The 20,016-nt window shown below is 36.3% G+C and carries 19 protein-coding genes and 1 tRNA gene; 8 read left to right on the top strand and 12 right to left on the bottom strand.

Annotated elements, in window-relative coordinates:
- Window positions 1–19: 19 nt before the first annotated feature.
- Window positions 20–107: transfer RNA gene (locus EA772_RS17655), tRNA-Ser, on the top strand.
- A gap of 146 nt (window positions 108–253) precedes the next feature.
- On the opposite strand, the gene glmS is transcribed toward EA772_RS17655, so the two are convergent.
- The 9 genes from glmS to EA772_RS17610 all read right to left on the bottom strand — a co-directional run bounded on the left by glmS (window position 254) and on the right by EA772_RS17610 (window position 9,885).
- Window positions 254–2,092, bottom strand: a complete 1,839-nt coding sequence (gene glmS, locus EA772_RS17650) for a glutamine--fructose-6-phosphate transaminase (isomerizing) (protein ID WP_124914341.1) — start codon at window positions 2,090–2,092, stop codon at window positions 254–256.
- 26 nt (window positions 2,093–2,118) lie between these two features.
- Window positions 2,119–2,415 (bottom strand): hypothetical protein, encoded by a 297-nt coding sequence (locus EA772_RS17645; protein ID WP_124914340.1) that lies wholly within the window; start codon window positions 2,413–2,415, stop codon window positions 2,119–2,121.
- 525 nt (window positions 2,416–2,940) lie between these two features.
- Entirely contained in the window at window positions 2,941–3,369 is a 429-nt protein-coding gene (locus EA772_RS17640; protein ID WP_010600898.1) for a hypothetical protein, read from the bottom strand.
- A gap of 113 nt (window positions 3,370–3,482) precedes the next feature.
- Window positions 3,483–5,417 carry a nucleoside-diphosphate sugar epimerase/dehydratase gene (locus tag EA772_RS17635; RefSeq protein ID WP_124914339.1) on the bottom strand — a complete coding sequence of 645 codons (1,935 nt, stop codon included), beginning with the start codon at window positions 5,415–5,417 and terminating at the stop codon, window positions 3,483–3,485.
- A 28-nt stretch (window positions 5,418–5,445) separates the two neighbouring features.
- Complete coding sequence (locus EA772_RS17630; RefSeq protein ID WP_124914338.1) at window positions 5,446–6,507, bottom strand: GNAT family N-acetyltransferase; 1,062 nt, start codon at window positions 6,505–6,507, stop codon at window positions 5,446–5,448.
- Window positions 6,508–6,532: 25 nt separating this feature from the next.
- On the bottom strand, window positions 6,533–7,570 hold the full coding sequence (locus tag EA772_RS17625; protein WP_124914337.1) for a GNAT family N-acetyltransferase: 1,038 nt from the start codon (window positions 7,568–7,570) through the stop codon (window positions 6,533–6,535).
- A 30-nt stretch (window positions 7,571–7,600) separates the two neighbouring features.
- Window positions 7,601–8,104 carry a GNAT family N-acetyltransferase gene (locus EA772_RS17620; protein WP_124914336.1) on the bottom strand — a complete coding sequence of 168 codons (504 nt, stop codon included), beginning with the start codon at window positions 8,102–8,104 and terminating at the stop codon, window positions 7,601–7,603.
- Complete coding sequence (locus EA772_RS17615) at window positions 8,101–9,060, bottom strand: hypothetical protein (protein WP_124914335.1); 960 nt, start codon at window positions 9,058–9,060, stop codon at window positions 8,101–8,103. Before EA772_RS17615 ends, EA772_RS17620 begins: the two co-directional genes overlap by 4 nt.
- Window positions 9,061–9,081: 21 nt before the next feature.
- A complete protein-coding gene (locus EA772_RS17610; protein WP_124914334.1) occupies window positions 9,082–9,885 on the bottom strand; it encodes a phytanoyl-CoA dioxygenase family protein in 804 nt (267 codons plus the stop codon).
- Between the two features lie 311 nt (window positions 9,886–10,196).
- Here EA772_RS17610 and EA772_RS17605 point away from each other — a divergent pair, with 311 nt between their 5' ends.
- Window positions 10,197–10,835, top strand: coding sequence for a DapH/DapD/GlmU-related protein (locus tag EA772_RS17605; protein ID WP_168187595.1), 639 nt, complete (start codon window positions 10,197–10,199; stop codon window positions 10,833–10,835).
- A 27-nt stretch (window positions 10,836–10,862) separates the two neighbouring features.
- Here EA772_RS17605 and EA772_RS17600 read toward each other — a convergent pair whose 3' ends face one another.
- Window positions 10,863–11,300, bottom strand: coding sequence for a glycosyltransferase (locus tag EA772_RS17600; protein WP_124914332.1), 438 nt, complete (start codon window positions 11,298–11,300; stop codon window positions 10,863–10,865).
- A 161-nt stretch (window positions 11,301–11,461) separates the two neighbouring features.
- On the opposite strand from EA772_RS17600, the gene EA772_RS17595 reads away from it, so the two are divergent.
- Window positions 11,462–11,815: a hypothetical protein gene (locus EA772_RS17595; protein WP_124914331.1), complete on the top strand. Its 354-nt coding sequence runs from the start codon at window positions 11,462–11,464 to the stop codon at window positions 11,813–11,815.
- A gap of 186 nt (window positions 11,816–12,001) precedes the next feature.
- Here EA772_RS17595 and EA772_RS17590 read toward each other — a convergent pair whose 3' ends face one another.
- Entirely contained in the window at window positions 12,002–12,394 is a 393-nt protein-coding gene (locus EA772_RS17590) for a response regulator transcription factor (protein ID WP_116168244.1), read from the bottom strand.
- Window positions 12,395–12,435: 41 nt separating this feature from the next.
- The gene (locus EA772_RS17585; RefSeq protein WP_124914330.1) at window positions 12,436–13,200 is read right to left on the bottom strand and encodes a DeoR/GlpR family DNA-binding transcription regulator; all 765 of its coding nucleotides are present in this window, start codon (window positions 13,198–13,200) and stop codon (window positions 12,436–12,438) included.
- 157 nt (window positions 13,201–13,357) lie between these two features.
- Here EA772_RS17585 and EA772_RS17580 point away from each other — a divergent pair, with 157 nt between their 5' ends.
- From EA772_RS17580 to EA772_RS17560, 5 genes are all read left to right on the top strand, one after another.
- On the top strand, window positions 13,358–14,953 hold the full coding sequence (locus EA772_RS17580; protein WP_168187594.1) for a glycerol-3-phosphate dehydrogenase/oxidase: 1,596 nt from the start codon (window positions 13,358–13,360) through the stop codon (window positions 14,951–14,953).
- 17 nt (window positions 14,954–14,970) lie between these two features.
- The gene (gene glpK, locus EA772_RS17575) at window positions 14,971–16,461 is read left to right on the top strand and encodes a glycerol kinase GlpK (RefSeq protein WP_124914329.1); all 1,491 of its coding nucleotides are present in this window, start codon (window positions 14,971–14,973) and stop codon (window positions 16,459–16,461) included.
- 33 nt (window positions 16,462–16,494) lie between these two features.
- The gene (locus EA772_RS17570) at window positions 16,495–17,226 is read left to right on the top strand and encodes an MIP/aquaporin family protein (protein ID WP_010600884.1); all 732 of its coding nucleotides are present in this window, start codon (window positions 16,495–16,497) and stop codon (window positions 17,224–17,226) included.
- A 114-nt stretch (window positions 17,227–17,340) separates the two neighbouring features.
- Window positions 17,341–18,060: a 3'-5' exonuclease gene (locus EA772_RS17565; protein WP_124914328.1), complete on the top strand. Its 720-nt coding sequence runs from the start codon at window positions 17,341–17,343 to the stop codon at window positions 18,058–18,060.
- A gap of 3 nt (window positions 18,061–18,063) precedes the next feature.
- Window positions 18,064–19,971, top strand: coding sequence for a DUF294 nucleotidyltransferase-like domain-containing protein (locus tag EA772_RS17560; RefSeq protein WP_124914327.1), 1,908 nt, complete (start codon window positions 18,064–18,066; stop codon window positions 19,969–19,971).
- Window positions 19,972–20,016 lie beyond the last annotated feature (45 nt).

Here is a 20,016-nt window from a genome sequence, read left to right as displayed (position 1 = left end):
AGTTTGTACTTTTGCCCCCGGAGAGCTGGCAGAGTGGTCGAATGCGGCAGTCTTGAAAACTGTTGACTGTAACAGGTCCGGGGGTTCGAATCCCTCGCTCTCCGCCAGAAAAGGTTACCTTAAATGGTAGCCTTTTTTTGTTTATAAATTTTTTTTTCCAAAAAAAAGGCTACCCGTTAAGGATAGCCATCATATTACTATTCAGACTCGAGTTATTGTTTTAAACTAAAACCGCGAGTTTGGCCTAAAATCTCTATTCAACTGTGACTGACTTTGCAAGATTTCGAGGCTGATCTACGTTACAACCCCTCATTACGGCAATATGGTAGGAAAGTAGTTGTAGAGGAATTGTTGCCAAAAGTGGTAGGAATGTCTCGTTAGCGTCGGGTATCTCGATCACATAATCAACCATATCTTTTACTTTTCGGTCGCCTTTGGTAACTATCGCGATAACAATGCCTTTCCGAGCCTTCACCTCCTGAATGTTGCTAATAACTTTTTCATAGGATGAGTTTTTAGTTGCAATAAATATGACTGGCATTTGTTCATCAATTAAAGCAATCGGACCATGTTTCATTTCTGCCGCTGGATAACCTTCAGCATGGATATATGATATTTCCTTTAACTTTAAAGCGCCCTCCAGTGCAACCGGGAAACCACATCCCCTTCCTAAGAACAAGCAGTTAGTCGCATCTTTAATTTCGGTTGCAATATACTTTATCAACTCATTTGATTCGAGAGCGAGCGAAACTTTATCTGGAATTTCGTCTAGTGCCGTAAGCAGTTCTGTCAATTCAGCAGTGCCCAATGTGCCTCTTTGCTGCGCCATGTAAAATGCTATGAGCGTTAAAACAGTTACCTGTGCAGTAAAGGCTTTTGTAGAGGCGACTCCTATTTCTGGTCCTGCATGAGTATAAACACCTGCATCACTTATCCTTGGAATTGATGCACCTGCAACATTGCAAATACCAAAAATAGTAGCGCCTTTATCTTTCGCCATTTCGATGGCTGCCATAGTATCTGCTGTTTCTCCCGATTGAGAAATGGCAATTACCACATCTTTTTCGGTAATGATTGGATTTCGATATCTAAATTCTGATGCATACTCTACCTCTACGGGAATGCGAGCATAATCTTCAATTAAATATTCGCCCACTAATCCTGCATGCCATGATGTTCCACAGGCAACGATGATAATCCGATCAATATTTTTTAATTTATTAGCAAATTCTTTAATCCCTCCCAATTGAACTTTGCCCAGCTCAGGATATATACGACCACGCATACAATCCCTTATCGATCGCGGCTGTTCAAAAATTTCTTTCAGCATAAAGTGTTCATATCCCCCCTTTTCCAATATCTCCAATTTCATGTTAAGTTCCTGAATAGTTGGTGTTTGAATTAAATTATCTAAACGTTTAATTAATAATTCATCTTTATTGATAACTGCAATTTCGTTATCATTAAGGTAAATCACGTTTTTCGTGTATTCAATAATTGGTGTTGCATCAGAAGCTACAAAATGTTCACCATTGCCGACGCCGATAACGAGGGGACTTCCCTTTCTGGCGACATACAGGCGATCAGGCTGATTTTTATCCATCACCACAATGGCATAAGCTCCAACAACTTCATTGAGTGCTAAACGTATTGATTCAAGCAAATCGGTACCTTCTATGCTTTGAATTTCTTCAATCAAGTGAATAAGAACCTCGGTATCCGTTTCACTTGCAAATTGATGTCCGCGATTTAATAACTCTTCCCTTAAAGTTGCGTAATTTTCAATGATCCCATTATGAATGATAGAAAGGTTTCCGCTATTTGAAGTATGAGGATGAGAATTTCGATCTGATGGATGACCATGGGTTGCCCATCTAGTGTGACCCATTCCTACATTTCCTGAGCAGTCTAGCTCCTTTGCGAAATCTTCCAATACATTAACTTTCCCGGCTTTTTTGTAAATTTTCTGACTGAACGAATCCATCACCGCAATACCTGCACTATCATACCCCCTGTACTCCAGTCTTTTCAATCCTTTTAACACAATTGGCCAGGCATCGCGAGAACCAATGTAACCTACTATTCCACACATAATTAAAAAATTAAAATGATTTGAAACTAAATGATTTGTTTATCAAGGATATTATTGACACCGATCAAATCCATAAAAATAAATTTGATACCCTCTAGCAAGGTCTTCTTTTTGCTTACTAAAATTAAAGGAAACCAATCGTCATGATATAGTTCCACTACCTGGTTTTGAATTACATAATGCTTGCCTGTTTTAATGCGTCTTTTCTTTTTTGGCAAAACCTCTCCAGAAAGAATCTTTACTATGATTTTCACGATAAGCTTCGTGTACTTTACAGACTCCTCTTGCTTGCATTCAATAGAAAGAATCCATAATTCATTCATAGTATTATATTGAATACTGGCTTTCATTGAAAAAATAAAGTAATGTGTAAATACCTAACGAATAGTTATTGGTAAATCTTAAAGCAACCCTCAAGCCTATAGAATTATTATTACTATCGCAATCATCAAATTTGCTATCGCTTTCAAACCTTAAACTAACATCAATCTAATCACGGTCATGAATGTAGAAGATAATCTCTGCTTAAACTTTACCTGAATAGACACCCTGAGTGGACCTATTCTGTTTTCAAATAGCCCGTTGCTAAACCACCTTCAATTCAGGTACTATATCTTATTCGGATACCATTAGAAATTTGAGATTGTGCTCTTTATATTAAGCTACAAAGTAATAGCAATACAGCCAAAGAGAGTATTAATAGTTTTCAAGATAAAAATTTTAGAAGCATACACCGCCACCACCAAAAAAAAATTCAGTTTACGAGGTGTACAAGTTTTTATAATGGATTAGAGGAAAAGAGCTCAAAAATATTCGCAAGCTCTTTTATGATTGACTATAGCGCATCGCTATGGTAGAATGGGAAATTCTTTGATGTTATTACGAGGTTTTGAATGATTTAAAACAATGTCTTCCTTATCTGTTTGAGGAGATACTTGGCTTAGCAGTTCATTATATTTCTCTAATAAGTGAATGTACTTATTCATCCAAAAATATACGGAATTGCTATCAGCTTTAGAACTATCACTGCGCTGATAGGCATTTAATGCTTCATGAAGTCTGTTACCATGCTTGGTAAATGTTTCAGGAAGTTCAACAGAGAAGTCGTGACCAATTACAGCACCAACTTTCCAAATAATTTCGGGGTTTAAACTTTTTTGATCAAACCAGTTGTAGATAGTGCGTCTACTCACGCTCAGTTTTCTGGAAAGCTCACTGATACCCATGCGGTCCTGGCGCACTACACGCTCAAGTACCTGCCCTGCATTTAAACTCATGACTGTTAATTTAAATCTGAATTAGATATTTTAAATAGATCAACAACCGGGACGAATGGTAAGAGCAATTTATGAAAAAATATTATTAAATCAAATTTAGATGACTATGCCCATCAGTTAGCCACTAACAAATCTAGATCACCATATCTTGAATTATTGCTAATGTAATCAGGTACTATTTCTTTCATTTTTTTTACTATGGCAAAGTCGTCGCCATCATTGTTAAGTTCAATTAAATCATTTATTGCCTTATTCACATACAAATAGCTATAGCAAACTTTTTTTGAAATTTTTATTTTGGGATGATGAGTTTCAATAAGTTGTTCTTCTTGCAAAAGTAGCTCTTCATGCAGCTTCTCACCTGGCCTTAAACCTGTAAATTCTATTTTAATATCAACATTTGGAGTTAAACCGGCAAGCCGAATCATATTTTCTGCCAGGTCAACAATTTTAATTGGTTTTCCCATATCAAAGAGGAAAATTTCACCACCTTTGCCCATTGCTCCTGCTTCCATAACTAATTGTACGGCCTCAGGTATAGTCATAAAATATCTGGTGATTTCAGGATGCGTAACTGTTACTGGTCCTTTCCTTTCGATCTGATTTTTGAATCGCGGAATGACAGAACCATTTGAACCTAATACGTTTCCAAAGCGAGTGGTAACAAAACGTGTATTTTGTTCCCGATTTTTATAATGTTCAATTAAGTCATTATCAAAGCTATTATTGAGCGATTGTATATAGATTTCCGCAATCCGTTTTGATGCACCCATGATATTAGTTGGCCTAACAGCTTTATCGGTTGATATCATTACGAATTTTTCAACCTCAAATTCTATTGACATATCAGCGATATTTTTTGTACCTAAAACATTAGTAGAAATAGCTTCTGCAGGATTTCCTTCCATCATTGGAACATGCTTATAAGCTGCTGCATGGAAAACAATTTGTGGTTTATACACTTCAAATAAAGTTCGTAATCTGCTTTGATTTTGTACATCAGCCATAAATAATTTGATTTTCCCGGCCTGAAAGCTGTCTTCTAATTCAAGCTGTAATTCATGAAGTGGTGTTTCAGCCTGATCGCATAAAATTAACATTTCAGGTTGATATTGAATTGCTTGTCTAACAATTTCCGAACCGATAGAGCCTGCAGCACCAGTTACTAAAATACGTTTACCTTGCAAATCTGCTAATATGTTTTGCTTGTTAAGTTTAATTGGTTCACGCTCTAACAAATCTTCAATTTTTAAATCACGCAATTGGTCGGAGCTAAATTTACCATACAACCATTTGTTAGATGGTGGAACCATAATTACTTTCATGCCCGCACCTATGCAGGTGTCGATAATTTGCTTCCTATTTAAAGTGTTCGCGGAATTTTCAGCAAACAGGATCTTATTAATACCACATTTATGTTTTAAAACGGAAATTGCTGAGGAGTGATAAACTTTCTTTTGTTCCAGATATTTGTCGACACGATCTTTATTATCATCAATAAAACCAAATACATTTAAGTTAGACTCTTTATCATTCTCTATTGCTCCCTTAATCAATATTGCTTTCTTTTCAGCTCCATATATTAAAATGTTTTCGGCCTTTGTTTCGTTTTTCAGCTCCTTAAAAAACAGAAAGATGTTTTTAACGCAAATACGTAGGAAGATAAGAATGGAAGATGAGATGAAGAAGTTGAGAATAAGCGCTTTATCCATTTGTGTCCATGCTAATTGTAAACCTTGAGATAAGATTTTATTTAGACCGACAAAAAGAACACTGGTGATAAAAACAGCAAGAAAGACACGCATAATATCAGCTGTGTTCGAGTACCGGATGATGCCGGTATGAAGTTTCATGATCATAAACACGCATATGGCAATTGAAGAGTACAAGCCAACATAAGTATAGTTATGGAAATTAAATACTTTGGTAATATGTAATGTATTTGTTAGCAAGATTGATAAGAACAGTGTCCAAAATACGATCGATTGATCTATTAATAAGATTAGCCATCTTGAGTGTGCCTGATCGGGAAATAACAACTTTTTCATACTTGAGAATCATTAAATGTTAAATTATTTACTGGTTAGACATTCTATACAGTGGAAAAAAATCAACTTTATCATCAATTGAGTTTCCAGTTTGAAGAACGAGGTCGTTATATGCTATAGGATTGGCTATGTATCGCCAACTTTTGTAATCTAGCGTGAGATCTGAAAATCCTAATTTCCATTCAAATAAAGAGTTTTCTTTAAAACCTAAACCACCACCAAGATGATAGTAGCTCATTCCGATAGTGCGCCCAAGTAAGCTTACCTCATCAACTAGAAATTTTGCTGGCGAATATCGAAGGTATTGTGAGTTTGTGGCAATGAGATGTCCTTGAATAATTCCCTTGTTACACATAATTATGCTTCCGCAAATAATTTTATCACCATCATAAACTAAAATAAGCTTTGCCAGGTATTCGTCTGTATTTAAAAGTTTGGTAAAGTATTCTTCAGTAAAAAGGTAAAATTCTGATGCATTAATTCGGTGCATATTTTGCTGATACAGTAAAGTGAATGCAGCAATTTGTTCCTGGGCAGAACAATCTTTAATCTGAAAGCCCATTTTCCGGCATTTTTTAACACTGTCTAAGGTAGTTTGACGGTATTTCTTTCGCTGAATTTCTATCGGGTTTCTTAAATCGATGGCGACGGTTTTGCCGTTATCATAAAGACCATCAAATTGTTCTAACACAATTTCCTGCTCAAAAAATGGATGCATTTTAGAAAAAACCGAGACAATATTTTCAGCTTCTAAAAAGTTAAGAAATGAATTTTTAAATCTTGCTCTTAATTTTGACGGTATGTTCGCAAATGTAAAATTTGAAATTGGCCCAGAATAGCCATATACCGAATGTAAGTCAAAGTAGCTCGTTTTTGATATTTCGCGTTTTAATAATGGAAGCGCAATAAAATCATCTCTTTCCTGATGAACAAAAAGTAATGGTGTACCTGTTTTTGCTAAAGCATGATAGTGCCAGCTATGATAAAAATCAGTTTCTACCGCACGGTTTACTAAATCAACCCAATCACTTTTTTGATCGATTGTTAATGTGCGAACAGTTGCAGAAGCGTTATCTTCTATAATTGACATAACCCAAAAAATTAGCGCAAATTGATTAAGAGGCCACTTCTGAGATTCTATAAAGTGGAAAGAAATCTACTGTCGAATCTAAATCCAAGGATTTCTCGATAACAAGAGAATTATACAAATCATCATTTGCGATGTACCGCCAACTGTTGAATTCATAACACAGGTCAGAAAATCCCTTCTTCCAACCAAATAGTTTATCTTCTTTAAAGTTTACACCGCCTCCTAAATTAAAATACTTGTAGCCCAGTTTACGACCGATAACTGTAATTTCATCCGTTAGCAGTTTTGCAGGCGAGTCAAAAAGATAAGCATCTAGTGTAGCAAGTAAGTGTACCTGCATAATCTCATTTGTACAAACTACAATCGCCCCAGAGATAGCCTGGTTATCTTTAAACACTAAAAATAATTTTGTATCAAACTCATCAGCAGTTAATAGGTTAACAAAGTAGGCTTCATCAAACAAGTAATTTTCTCGTGCTCCAATTCGCCGCATATTTTCAGCATAAATTTTAGCGAAAATTTTAGCGTCGTTCAGGTCAGTAGATAGATGAACTTCATATTCTCTTTTGCGAAGACGCCTAATTTTTTCTTTAACACTTTTTCGATAACCAGCTCTTTGAGTTTCGATGGTAGTGGTAAGATCGATAGCTACAGTTTTGCCGTTGGAGTGAATGCCAGAAAATTTCTCCATCAAAAACTGCTGATCAAAAAATGGATGTAACCTTGAGAAAACGGTCACGTTCTTTCCGGTAGCTAAAAATTCAAGAAAGCTAGTTTTAAATCTTTCCATTAGGCCGTCATCCAAATCTCTAAAGTTTTTATTTGATATTGGACCAGCATAGCCATATACGGACGTGAAGTCGAAAAATTCTGAATTTGGGATTTGTCTTCTTAATAATGGAAAGGCTATGTAGTCTTCGTTTTCTTCAAAAACAAATAAGATGGCCACACCACTGCTATCTAAAGAATGGTAATACCAGGTGTGATAGAAATCATAGTGAAGGGCATTCTTCACGTACGCGGTCCATTCCGGTTTTTGTTGGATTGATAGAATTTTCTTCATTTGAGGAGTCAATTAATTATGTCTTAGAATTTAGGCGGTAAGGGTAATCGCTTTTAAAGATTTCGCGTCTATTCCCATCTTGATAAATTTGCCACTCTGCATGATAGGCTTAAAGCCTATTTTTTTGTAGATAGAAAAAGCTGCTAAATTATCGGAATGAACATCTAGAAAAATGCTATTTAATTCGAGATTGTAGAATGCGTACTTTAGCAAAAGTACTGATGCACAATAGCCTACACCTTTGCCCCAAAACTGCCGCTCGCCAATAAATAGATGAAACTCTGCACTCTCGGATGTAATGTTTAAAAGTTGGATATTGCCTATATACAGGTTAGTATTTTTCAGACATATTGCAAATCTCTTCTCATTTTTACGGTTAATTTTATCGAAAATCCATTGACGCTCCATTTCAGGAGTGATGTAAATTGATGATACGAATTTGGTAAAAACCCAAATTTCGGGGTCATTTCTCCACTTAGATGAGATTGTCGCATCTTCAATCGTTAATGGCCTTAAATAAATGTCAGCTTTCATAATAGAGATTTTACAACTTTCACAATCCTTTCCATATCTGCCAGATTATAACGATGATCAATGGGAAGTGCTATGAGGTTATTAGTGAGATTGTATTCAAAGCTACTTGGCGAAGTCCATTGGTAAACATTGGGCCAATACGTAGCAATAAAGATTTTTCGTTCTATTAATTTTTTCTTTAGGCTTGGGTCATCTATCAATAAGGGATAGACCATAGCTACATCATTTGAAGTGTAATTCATTTTTAGCAAATTGATATCAAAAAACTGTTCATGTAAATAGTCGAAATTGTTTTTTCGGGATGTTATACATTTTTGATAATTTGTACCCGCCAGAATAGACTTAGTAATCCGCGACATCTCCTTGATATCGTTATATACCAGGCTTTTGTTATTTTCAACATAATCAGCGTAACCTTTTTCTGTATTGATATCAACCCCTTTAATTAGATGTGAGAATCGATGTATCGATTCATCTTGATGCAGTTGCAATCGCTTATGTGATCCAATATGAAGATATGCCCCATCAGGTACTCCAAAAAATTTCCGACATGAATAAAACGTGTCAGCATTATTTATGGGTTTTGTGAAAAATGCCTGGGCATTATCAATTATGATATTCTTAATCTTACTGGTTAATGATGTAACTATATCCGTTTTTACACCAAAGTAATTTGTATACAACAAACAGCTTTGTTCATCAATAATGAAATCTATAATTGGACAGAGATTTTTGTCAAGACTATAATACCTATATGCAATCTTTAGTTTCCGAATTGGTTCTAGTAAAACTTCGCAAGTAAAATATGGTAAATAAATTGTCTTAAATTTTTTGATACGCAAAATATATTCAAGCGCATTTCTCCCGGTATTGAGTGCTATCAGATCCGGATAGTAAAGATCGCCATCATCCAGTTGCAGACCTATAAATCCACCTATTGGCTCTGCTAAATGCATTTCGAGTTTTATTTACAAGATTTAACCTTGATCGGATTTATACATTCTTTGCTCTACGGGCTGATAATATTCATGCAAACTCGCCGGAACCCTCGCATTATACCCAATAATTTGCCTTAAATCTGCAGCTAAAGTTTCACCAAACTCATAGCCTAAATAGCGAGGATAATCAAACTGTTGTTTAATATAAGGTTTTGTAAAACCGAGCGTCAGCGCACGACGAACCTTTCGGGTATAATTTATACCTCCTGCATGCCAAAGATTAGAATCAAACAAAATAATACTGCCTTTTTTAGCTATTGCTTGCTGAGCATATGATTTGAAGTATTTTTCGTCTGGCCGGCGATCTAATTTATGAGAACCTGAAAGAAAATGTGTTGCGCCATTGAACAGTGTGAAGTCATCAAGAACAACGATCATTTGAATCATAATTTTGTTCTCACTCGAAAATGTTCTCACATCTCTATGAATATTTTGAATATATGTTCTTGTTTTTTTAGAATTAATTACACCATTGATGCCATTCAAAATATAATTGCCACCAAGAAAATCTTTAAGCTCTCGATGGCAATAAAGTTTACTTAACAGTTCCAATGAGAAGTTGTCTTTTTCAAGCAAGTGATGTAATGTGCCTTCCATATTTACTTCAATGCCATTCAACATTTGAATCTCACGTCTTATATGGTAAGATGAATCGAAAGCTGCTGTAATATCAGATATTAACCTTTGACTGATTGCTTTTTCATAAACTACCCAGCCATATTCATCAATAGCCTGCCTGAAATCTGCTAGGGTTGCTCGTTTGTAAATAAATGTATTCTTCACAATTCAAGGAATTTTAAGATGATTAAATTGATTGATTTAGTCGATTGAGTTTATCTATATCATTTGGCTCCAATTTATTTTGGATAAAGTGTTATTAGCGAAACTGATAATTGCCAATGAACCAATGGATGGATTTACAAGGCTTAGCAATTGAAGCTTCAATCCATCTATTTCAAAGAAAACTATGATTTAATTATACTGACACCTCGGCATCTTCAAGCAATTATTAGTTTATTTCTTCAGCGTAAAAAAGAATCGAAATTCATTTATATTAGTGATGCATTATGAAACGTAACTTAAAGTAGATGGTTATGAATAAAAATTTCTCAAAAGTGATGAGTGTATTGCGTCAGAGTAATATTTTAGCAACGTTGTGGCATAACATTCTATTAGGATATTTTCCTAACATTTTACTGATCATCTGTAAGCGTACAAAGGTTGTCATTCATCGAACCGCTCAGGTAACTATAAAAAATAAGATTCAGGTTGGTTCTGCCTGGGAAGGTACCAACCATAGCTTTTCAACTTTAATGGTTGCTGAAAATGCTAAAATGATCGTTCACGGAAACTTTGATTTTCACACGGGAATTTTCATTGCCGTTAATAAGAATGCCATACTTGAAATTGGAAGCGGATATACTAATAATGATGTTGATATTTCGTGTTTTAAATCTATTAAAATTGGAAACAATGTTGCCATCTCAAAAGGGGTAATTATCAGAGATTCTGATAACCATGAAATCGGAAACGACGGAAATGATATCAGTAAGCCTATCGAAATCGGCGACAACGTTTGGATTGGATTACGAGCAATTATTCTAAAAGGTGTTAAAATAGGAAACGGATCTATCATTGCCGCCGGTGCCTTAGTTAATAAAGATGTTCCGGCAAATTGTTTGGCAGCAGGAGTTCCAGCTAAGATTATTAAGGAGAATATTAGTTGGAGATAGAATGCAATTAGTAAAAATATAAATTATTTAGGAAGCAACCTTCATTATTTTCAGCATTTGAGCATTAACCAAATTCACATCGAACTTTTTTTCGGCGAACAATCTTCCGTTCCGGCCATTTAAAATAATATCAGTTGGATTGGAGAGGTAGTGCATCATCGAACCTGCCAGTGCTGCAATATCCCTAACAGGTATCAGAAAGCCATTCCTATTATCAGGTAAATCGGTTACAGTTTCCCTACAGCCGACAGAATTACATGTTATTACAGGTCTTCCCATAGCCATGCCTTCCAGTAAACATCGTGGTACTCCTTCTCCATAATATGAAGGTAAAACAATTACTGATGCATCTCTAATATAAGGCTTCACATCATTTACCAATCCTAAATAGTTAATAACCTCACCAGATTTGATTTTATCAAAAAGATCCTCAGAAATTGAATCTATATTGTTATAGTGCGGCATTATTTCAATGTGATTATATATGCATAGGTGCTAATGGAAAATCCAAGGCTATAATTGGTACAACGGCCAGCAAACTCATAGTTGCATCACCCGTACCAGTAGTAAGTATTCCTAGTACACGATCATCTAAAAAATTGACTCAGGTGTGTTATGCCAGCAACATGGTAAATTATCGAAAAGAAATCAGAAAGGTAATCACTTTCGCGGAGCCACTGGATGCCTCGATAATTATGTTGCATATTGTTAATGCAAAAGAAAATCTTCCGAAAGCAATAGCAATAGAAACCAAACTTTTAAAAAAAACGGAGCGAATTGTTAAGGTAAAATATTTAAAACGAAATTTAGAACAGACTTTATGTGACGATATTAATACCGCAGTAAAAAAAATTAAACCAGGACTTATGGTATTTTTTATTCATCGGTCGCAACCCTATTGGAATGCCATGTTTCATCCATCCAATATTAAGCCCTTTTCCTTTTATGCAAAAATTCCGATTCTGAGTTTCAAAAAGTAATTACTTAGAGATAGCCGGATTTAATGATGAGTCGATTTTATCAATTAGCTAGATGATCAAATGCCCTCAGCCGAAATTAGACGAAACAGTCTGATTCTTTTTGTCATCAAAACCGAAAATTATGCGTCATGTTTCGATATAAAAAAAGAGGCTTATGCCTCTTTCTTGTATTCATCACAGCACATACTACGCTTTTGTTGCGCTATTTTCTGAGCTAATTTTTAATTGCTTGTTTATGCGCTCCAATACGTCGTCGATATCAAAAGGTTTACTGATATAGTCATTCGCAAAAGCAGCTATAGCTTTTTGTTCACTATTATTTTGAGCAGACATTACTATAATCGGAATGTGCTTGGTAAAAATGTCTGTTTTCAAATCTTCACAAATTTCAGCACCATTACCATCAGGCAACATTACGTCTAATAAAAAAAGATCAGGCATCGCATCCTGAATGTTTTTTTTCAATTCGGCAAATGAAGAAGATAGCTGTAATTCAAAACCTTCCTCTTTTAATAAAATTTCAATTACATTTCTTATTTCCTGATCGTCTTCTAAGATGTGTATTCGTTTAGTTTCCATATTCAAATTATATCGTTTTGGTTTATGTGTACTTTTCAATTCTACACAATAGTTACAGTAACACCTAAACTTTCTAAATGTTTTACTATTTGTTCAGAAATTCCTTTATCGGTTATGATATGGTCTATTTCATCAAGACCGCAAATCTTACCGAATCCTCTTTTTCCAAATTTTGTTGAATCCGCAAGCACAACTGTTTTTTGAGAAGCATTAATCATTTTTCGATTCAAATGGGCCTCCATCGCATTTGTGGTGGTAAGTCCGTAATCCAGGTCAATTCCATCAACGCCCAAAAATAATTTGTTGAAATAAAAATCGCCTAAAACCTGCTCTGCATATGAGCCCATAACAGACGAGGAACTTTTTCTTAGTAAGCCGCCTAGTTGTATAACTTCAATACTTGGTTCACGCATCAATTCTAAAGCAACGTTCAAAGCCGAGGTTACAACAGTTAAAGTTGTACCAGATGGAATATTTTTAGCGAAATAAAAAACCGTAGTTCCAGATGCAATTACTATTGAATCGTTTTCGTTTAGCAAGGAAACAGCGGCTAACCCTATTTTATTTTTTTCAGTAGATTGTATTTTTTCCTTTTCGTTTACCGGCCTGTCTACTGTATATGGATTGTTTATAGTTGCACCCCCATGTGTTCTAAACAGCAATGTCTTATCTTCAAGAAGTTTTAAATCCTTTCTTATTGTTACGGATGATACTTTCAACTCCTTACACAAATCAACAACATTGATGTATTGATCTCTCTGTAAGCGATTTAAAATAAACTGGTGCCTTTCAGCTAAATTCATCATAAACTATACTCTTTATTTAAGCTGCAAAATAGCAAATTAAATTCTCAAAACGGATTGTGTGAATTATTTAATCTTTTTTTAACATAGTTATTGTATTATTTCGAAAAGGATTATTTATACTTGCGTATTGTTTCGTTTTATTATTTTTATAAAGTAAATGAAAAGACTACACCAATACAACCTTACAAATAACGGCATGTGGGACATCATCATTATTGGTGGTGGCGCTACGGGACTAGGTACAGCACTCGATGCCGTTACCCGAGGTTTGAAAACTTTATTAATCGAACAATCGGATTTTGCTAAAGGAACATCAAGCCGGAGTACCAAACTTGTTCACGGTGGTGTAAGATATTTGGCACAGGGTGATATTGGTTTGGTTAAACATGCACTTCTTGAAAGGGGGTTGTTGCAAAAAAATGCCCAGCATCTGGTAAATAAAGAAGAATTTATTATCCCGTGTTATGATTGGTTCTCAGTTGCCAAATATTTAACCGGACTAACTATCTACGATTGGCTGGCGGGAAAATTTAGCTTCGGAAAATCGAAATACTTTTCCAAAAAACAAACTTTGAGCATGATGCCCGGTATTAACGAAAAAGGTTTAAAGGGCAGTGTTCGTTATTATGACGGAAAATTTGATGACGCCAGACTTGCCATCAACATCGCACAAACAGCGATTGAGCAAGGCGCTGTATTATGTAACTATACGAAAGTAACGGCACTACTCAAAAATTCTGATGGCGGAGTGAATGGTGTAGAGCTGCTCGACACAATTACAGGCGAAACATCGCAACAACATGCAAAAGTTGTAATTAATGCCACCGGAGTTTTTGTTGATGATATCCTGAAGATGAACAATCCAAATTCCAAAAAAATGGTTCGGCCAAGTCAGGGTGTACATGTTGTTCTGGATAAAAGCTTTTTAGAAAGCGAATCGGCACTTATGATTCCTAAAACTTCTGATGGCAGAGTGCTTTTTGCAGTGCCCTGGCATCAACATCTATTAGTAGGCACTACTGACACTCCCCTGAATGAACATAGTTTAGAGCCAAGAGCATTAAAAGAAGAAGTAGACTTTATTATGGCAACTGCTGCTTCATACTTTAAAACAAAACCAGTAGAAACAGATATTTTAAGTGTGTTTTCAGGATTACGGCCCCTTGCCGCCCCTACCAATGGTGATAGTAGCAGTACCAAGGAAATTAGCCGGGATCATAAATTGGTAGTGTCAGCCAAAGGTTTGATTACAATAACCGGTGGCAAATGGACTACGTATCGAAGAATGGCAGAAGAAACTGTAGATCTGGCGATAATGCATGCTAATTTAAGCGCCAATCCTTGCATTACGAAAACATTGAAAATTCATGGTAGTACGGAGACCAAAGGAAATCATCATCTTGATATTTACGGAACAGATAGGGCAAATATCGAAAAGCTGGGTCAACAGGAACCTGAACTAAATGAAAAACTTCATCCAGCTTTTCCTTATATTAAAGCAGAGGTGGTTTGGTCTGCAAGAAATGAAATGGCAGAAACAATCGAAGACATTTTAAGCAGGAGATTAAGAATACTATTTATAGACGCCTACGCTGCTAAAGAGATGGCACCAGTTGTGGCTTCGCTTCTCGCCAAAGAACTTAAGCAACAAATTAGTTGGGAAAACGATCAGATCAATAATTTTAATAATTTAGCCAATGGCTATATATATCAATCTGTAGAAATTGAAACACAACCGGCTTTAGCCAAATAAAACTAACCAAATCAATTATGAGCAAGTATATCATGTCCCTTGATCAGGGAACCACAAGTTCGAGGGCGATCATTTTTAATCATAACGGCGAAATTGTTGCCATTGCACAGAAAGAATTTACCCAGATTTATCCTCAGGCAGGCTGGGTAGAACACAATCCGTTAGAGATTTGGTCTACCCAATTGTCGGTAGCAGCAGAAGTGATTGTTAAAGCTGGTCTTTCAGCTACAGATATCGATTCTATAGGGATCACTAATCAACGGGAAACTACCGTTGTCTGGGATCGGGAAACCGGCCTACCTGTTTATAACGCTATTGTTTGGCAAGATAGAAGAACATCAGCTTATTGTGATGAGATTAAGGCCCAGGGTTTAGCAAAAAAAATTCAGGGTAAAACTGGTTTGATTATCGATTCATATTTTTCTGCGACCAAAGCAAAATGGATACTGGAGAATGTGGAAGGCGCAAGAGAGAAAGCCGATGCCGGCAAACTCGCTTTCGGCACCATAGATTCGTGGCTGATATGGAAATTAACTGGCGGCGAGAAGCATGTCACTGATGTTACCAATGCCTCTCGCACAATGATCTATAATATTCATAATTTGGCCTGGGATGATGAATTGCTAACACTATTTGGTATTCCTAAAAGTATGCTGCCTGAAGTTAAATCATCAAGCGAAGTATATGGGGAAACAGCTGGTAAAATTTTAGCAGCAAAAATTCCGATCGCAGGTATTGCTGGCGACCAACAGTCTGCATTATTTGGACAAATGTGTACTGAAGTAGGGATGGTAAAAAATACCTACGGAACAGGATGTTTTATGCTTATGAATATCGGAACAGAGCCAAAACTTTCTGCAAATAACTTGCTTACCACCATTGCTTGGCAGATCAAAGATCAGGTTCATTATGCGCTAGAAGGAAGTATATTTATTGGTGGTGCTGTTGTTCAGTGGCTGAGAGATGAAATGGGTTTGATATCGAAATCGGCAGATGTAGAAACATTAGCACAAAAAGTTAAAGATACTGATGGAGTTTACGTGGTTCCGGCTTTTGCAGGTTTGGGTGCGCCACACTGGAACCAGCATGCCAGAGGAACGATCACCGGATTAACGCGTGGCACTAATAAGTCGCATATTGCCCGGGCAGCTTTAGAGAGTATTGCTTTCCAAACCATGGATGTGTTAAAAGCAATGGAAGCTGATGCCGGTGTAAATATTGCTGAATTACGGGTAGATGGTGGTGCTACGGCGAATAACTTATTGATGCAGTTTCAGGCAGATCTGCTTAACTGCAAAGTTATTCGCCCGGAAATTACCGAAGTAACCGCTCTAGGGGCAGCCTATTTGGCTGGTTTAGCGACGGGCTTTTGGGATAGCATTGATCAGATACGTTCTCAGTGGAATGCCGATAAAACATTTGTAGCAGAAGATGGAATTGATAATACAACTCGTATTAAGGGATGGAACAGAGCTATCAAAGCAGCAAAGGCAAGCGCTGAAGATTAATTTTTTAGTTTAGATTTTAACCAAGTATTCATCATGACAGAATTTGTTGCAGAATTTTTCGGCACAGCGCTACTGATCCTTCTTGGAAACGGTGTTGTAGCAAACGTTGTGCTTACAGGCACGAAAGGAAATAATAGCGGCTGGATTGTAATTACGACGGCCTGGGCGCTAGCGGTATTTGTTGGTGTTGTTATTGCAGCGCCATTTAGTGGTGCACATTTAAATCCGGCGGTTACCATTGCCCTGGCAATCGCACAAAAATTTCATTGGGTAAAAGTTCCATACTACATTTTAGCACAGCTTTGCGGTGCTATGGTTGGTTCATTTTTAGTTTGGGTGATGTATAAAGATCACTTCGATGCTACGGATGATAAAGGACTTAAAGCAGCGCCGTTTGCCACAGCTCCAGCAATAAGAAATTTGAAATCGAATTTATTTTCGGAGATACTGGGAACCTTTGTGCTGATTTTTGTGATCTTCTATTTTACCAACGCCGAAATGGGAAGCGATAAAACGCCAATTGGTTTAGGTTCACTTGGTGCAATTCCCGTAGCGTTCCTGGTTTGGGTTATCGGACTGGCGCTTGGCGGCACTACAGGGTACGCAATTAATCCCGTTCGTGATTTAGGCCCACGTATTATTCATGCCATTATTCCCATGAAGGGCAAAGGCTCCAGCGATTGGGGCTATTCATGGGTTCCGATTGTTGGGCCAATTATTGGAGCCACACTTGCAGCACTACTATACCTCTCCTTAAATTTATAGAACGAAAAACTCCATTGCAGCAAACAATGGAGTTTTTCATTTAAATTGAGGATGAACAAAAACTTAAATAGTATCGATAAGCAACTAATCGAAAACAGCGTTTAATTATTATATTTGGATATATATCACAATTCGTTTTCTAATCAAACATCATTCATCTTGCAAGATTATTTCCTTTTTATAGATACTGAAACCTCAGGCTTGCCCAAAAGCTGGAAAGTATCTTATACTCAGGATAAAAATTGGCCCCATATCATTCAGATCGCATGGGTGGTATATGATAAAAATTTCATTGAGGTAGATCGGAAAAACTATTTTATTGAAAATGATGGCTTCAAGATCGAAAAGTCATCTCAAAAAATACACCACATCACTACAGAATATCTTCAAGCAAACGGAAAGCCGAGAGCATTCGTTATGAATGCATTTCATGAGGATATCAAAAAATATAAACCATTGATCGTTGGTCATTTCGTGGAGTTTGATTATCACATGATAAATGTAGAATTCCAACGATTGGACATTGTTAATGTGCTGCAAAACCTAACTTTATTTTGCACGATGAAAGCGAGCAAACCTTATGTTAGAAATCCTGAAGTTGAACTTTTGAAGCTTAACCAGTTTTATTTCGAACTGTTTAACGAAGAACCTAAAGATTTTCATAACGCATTATTTGATGCATTAAACACTGCAAAAATTTTCTTTCATCTATTTCGAACTGGAGAAGTTAACTTCGAAAAAATTGAGGCGCAACAAGAGGAATTTGCGATACCAGGCGCTTCTGATAAAAATAACTCTGTTAAGAAACTGATTAGTCGATTATTTTCTATTTAATTTATGAGCGATAAATTGACATTTCTAAAAAATACTGCTCCCTTTAATGGATTGCCTGAAAATGTGCAGGTTGAAATCTCTACTCTTTTAGAAGAACGCTCCTATCCTATTGAAACGAAAGTATTTGAACAAGGAATTCAAAAACTCAAAGGTATTCAAATAATTGAAACGGGTAATTTCGAGACTTTTTTTCTTGATCATAATAAAGCCAAAAGAAAACCAGAAACTTATTTGGCCGGCTCAATCTGTGGCGGGATTTCAATTTTATTTAACAAAAGAAAGTCGTTAAAAACCGTAATTGCAACAGCCGGAACCCACACCTATTTTTTACCTCGGAAAGATTTTAAAAGAATATGTACGGAATATGAGGAGTTTTTCGATTTTTTTGCCAACGATTTCGGCAAGCGAATGCTTGATGATGAGTATGCTCATTTTTACCGGAATAACAACACTTTAGAGGATAATTATTTGGTTGTTGATCAACTGTATTCCTCTACTATAAAAAGTGTGAGCTACAGAAACATCATCGAAAGCCATGAATCTACCCCGATTTTCGAGGTAGCAAAAAAAATGGCCGAGCAAAAAACAAGTTGCCTGTTTGTTACCAACAACGAAAACCAGTTTATCGGCTTTGTTACTGATATTACTTTACGAGATCGAGTGATTGCCGGACAAATTAGCTCCAAAGAACCGATTAGTAGTGTAATGGATCATGAAATCGTTAGCATATCTGCTGATGCTTATGTTTATGAAGCTATTTTATTGATGTTTAGTAGTAAGTCTAGATATTTACTAGTGGAAGATGACGGGAAGTTTGTTGGCTTTTTAAGCCGAAACAGATTGCTCAGTGAACAAACAAAGTCCCCACTGGTATTTATTCAATCCGTAAAATCGGCTACTACCATTGACGAGCTAAAATCCAAATGGCAAAAAGTTCCAGGCATAGTTGCCCAATTATTAGAAAGAGGTGTACATGCCGAAATCGTCAATCAGGTGATTACAACAATTGCTGATACCATCTCCAACAAAATTATTGAAGATGTAATTCGTAAAATTGGTCCACCGCCGGCAAAATTTGTATTTATGGTTTTAGGAAGTGAAGGAAGGAAAGAACTTTCGCTTAAAACAGATCAGGATAATGCGATTATCTACGAAGATACATCAGAAGATCAAAGGGCTATGGTACGTACTTATTTTCTAGACTTTGCCACACAGGTTTCAGATAAGTTAAACTACGTTGGTTTCGTATATTGCGATGGCGACTACATGGCAACCAATCCGAATTGGACGCATTCATTATCACACTGGAAATACAATTACAAAAATTGGATTGAAGAAGCCTTACCAGAAGCTGCTGTAAAGTTTGCTGCTTTTTTTGATTGCCGGGCGATTTACGGAGATTTAGAAATTATGCAAAACCTCAGGGAATTTGTTGATGAAGAACTTAAAAAGCCAATTGAAAAATTCTACGTGTATCTGGCAAAAAATGCGCTTCTATATGAACCACCATTAACCTATTTCAGGAACATCAAAACGCAGAAGATAGAGCGTAAGGAGGTATTTGATATTAAAACAGCAATGACTCCAATTGTAGACTTGGTTCGTGTTTATGCCTTGCAGAACCGAATTTTTCAACGTGAAAATACAGGTGAAAGATTAAGGCAACTGAAGGATTTAGGTGTGTTTAATCAAACGCAGTATAACGAGCTAACGCAATCCTATTATTATTTGATGGGTTTAAGATTGAAAAACCAGGCCGATCAGATTATCAAATATCAGGTAAGCCCGAATAATTTAATTGAGATCAATAACCTTACAAAAATTGAAAAGGTAACCTTGATTGAGATTTTCAAAACCATCCTGAACTTCCAAAGTGGTATCAAGATGAAATTTACCAATAGCCTCATTTAACAAAAAAGGGAACCAAATTGGTTCCCTTTTTTAATATCATAATCG

It is taken from the genome of Pedobacter sp. G11 (genome assembly GCF_003860265.1).
Lineage (GTDB): Bacteria > Bacteroidota > Bacteroidia > Sphingobacteriales > Sphingobacteriaceae > Pedobacter > Pedobacter agri.
This window is presented reverse-complemented; position numbering and strand designations above follow the sequence as displayed.

What these genes read in the sequence shown, in the direction of transcription:
- EA772_RS17635 (WP_124914339.1), bottom strand. Translation starts at nt 5,417, where the DNA reads ATGAAAAAGTTGTTATTTCCCGATCAGGCACACTCAAGATGGCTAATC.
- EA772_RS17645 (WP_124914340.1), bottom strand. Translation starts at nt 2,415, where the DNA reads ATGAATGAATTATGGATTCTTTCTATTGAATGCAAGCAAGAGGAGTCT.
- EA772_RS17605 (WP_168187595.1), top strand. Translation starts at nt 10,197, where the DNA reads ATGAATAAAAATTTCTCAAAAGTGATGAGTGTATTGCGTCAGAGTAAT.
- EA772_RS17615 (WP_124914335.1), bottom strand. Translation starts at nt 9,060, where the DNA reads ATGCATTTAGCAGAGCCAATAGGTGGATTTATAGGTCTGCAACTGGAT.
- EA772_RS17640 (WP_010600898.1), bottom strand. Translation starts at nt 3,369, where the DNA reads ATGAGTTTAAATGCAGGGCAGGTACTTGAGCGTGTAGTGCGCCAGGAC.
- EA772_RS17620 (WP_124914336.1), bottom strand. Translation starts at nt 8,104, where the DNA reads ATGAAAGCTGACATTTATTTAAGGCCATTAACGATTGAAGATGCGACA.
- EA772_RS17595 (WP_124914331.1), top strand. Translation starts at nt 11,462, where the DNA reads ATGGTAAATTATCGAAAAGAAATCAGAAAGGTAATCACTTTCGCGGAG.
- EA772_RS17630 (WP_124914338.1), bottom strand. Translation starts at nt 6,507, where the DNA reads ATGTCAATTATAGAAGATAACGCTTCTGCAACTGTTCGCACATTAACA.
- EA772_RS17590 (WP_116168244.1), bottom strand. Translation starts at nt 12,394, where the DNA reads ATGGAAACTAAACGAATACACATCTTAGAAGACGATCAGGAAATAAGA.
- EA772_RS17625 (WP_124914337.1), bottom strand. Translation starts at nt 7,570, where the DNA reads ATGAAGAAAATTCTATCAATCCAACAAAAACCGGAATGGACCGCGTAC.
- EA772_RS17570 (WP_010600884.1), top strand. Translation starts at nt 16,495, where the DNA reads ATGACAGAATTTGTTGCAGAATTTTTCGGCACAGCGCTACTGATCCTT.
- glpK (WP_124914329.1), top strand. Translation starts at nt 14,971, where the DNA reads ATGAGCAAGTATATCATGTCCCTTGATCAGGGAACCACAAGTTCGAGG.
- EA772_RS17585 (WP_124914330.1), bottom strand. Translation starts at nt 13,200, where the DNA reads ATGATGAATTTAGCTGAAAGGCACCAGTTTATTTTAAATCGCTTACAG.
- EA772_RS17560 (WP_124914327.1), top strand. Translation starts at nt 18,064, where the DNA reads ATGAGCGATAAATTGACATTTCTAAAAAATACTGCTCCCTTTAATGGA.
- EA772_RS17580 (WP_168187594.1), top strand. Translation starts at nt 13,358, where the DNA reads ATGAAAAGACTACACCAATACAACCTTACAAATAACGGCATGTGGGAC.
- glmS (WP_124914341.1), bottom strand. Translation starts at nt 2,092, where the DNA reads ATGTGTGGAATAGTAGGTTACATTGGTTCTCGCGATGCCTGGCCAATT.
- EA772_RS17600 (WP_124914332.1), bottom strand. Translation starts at nt 11,300, where the DNA reads ATGCCGCACTATAACAATATAGATTCAATTTCTGAGGATCTTTTTGAT.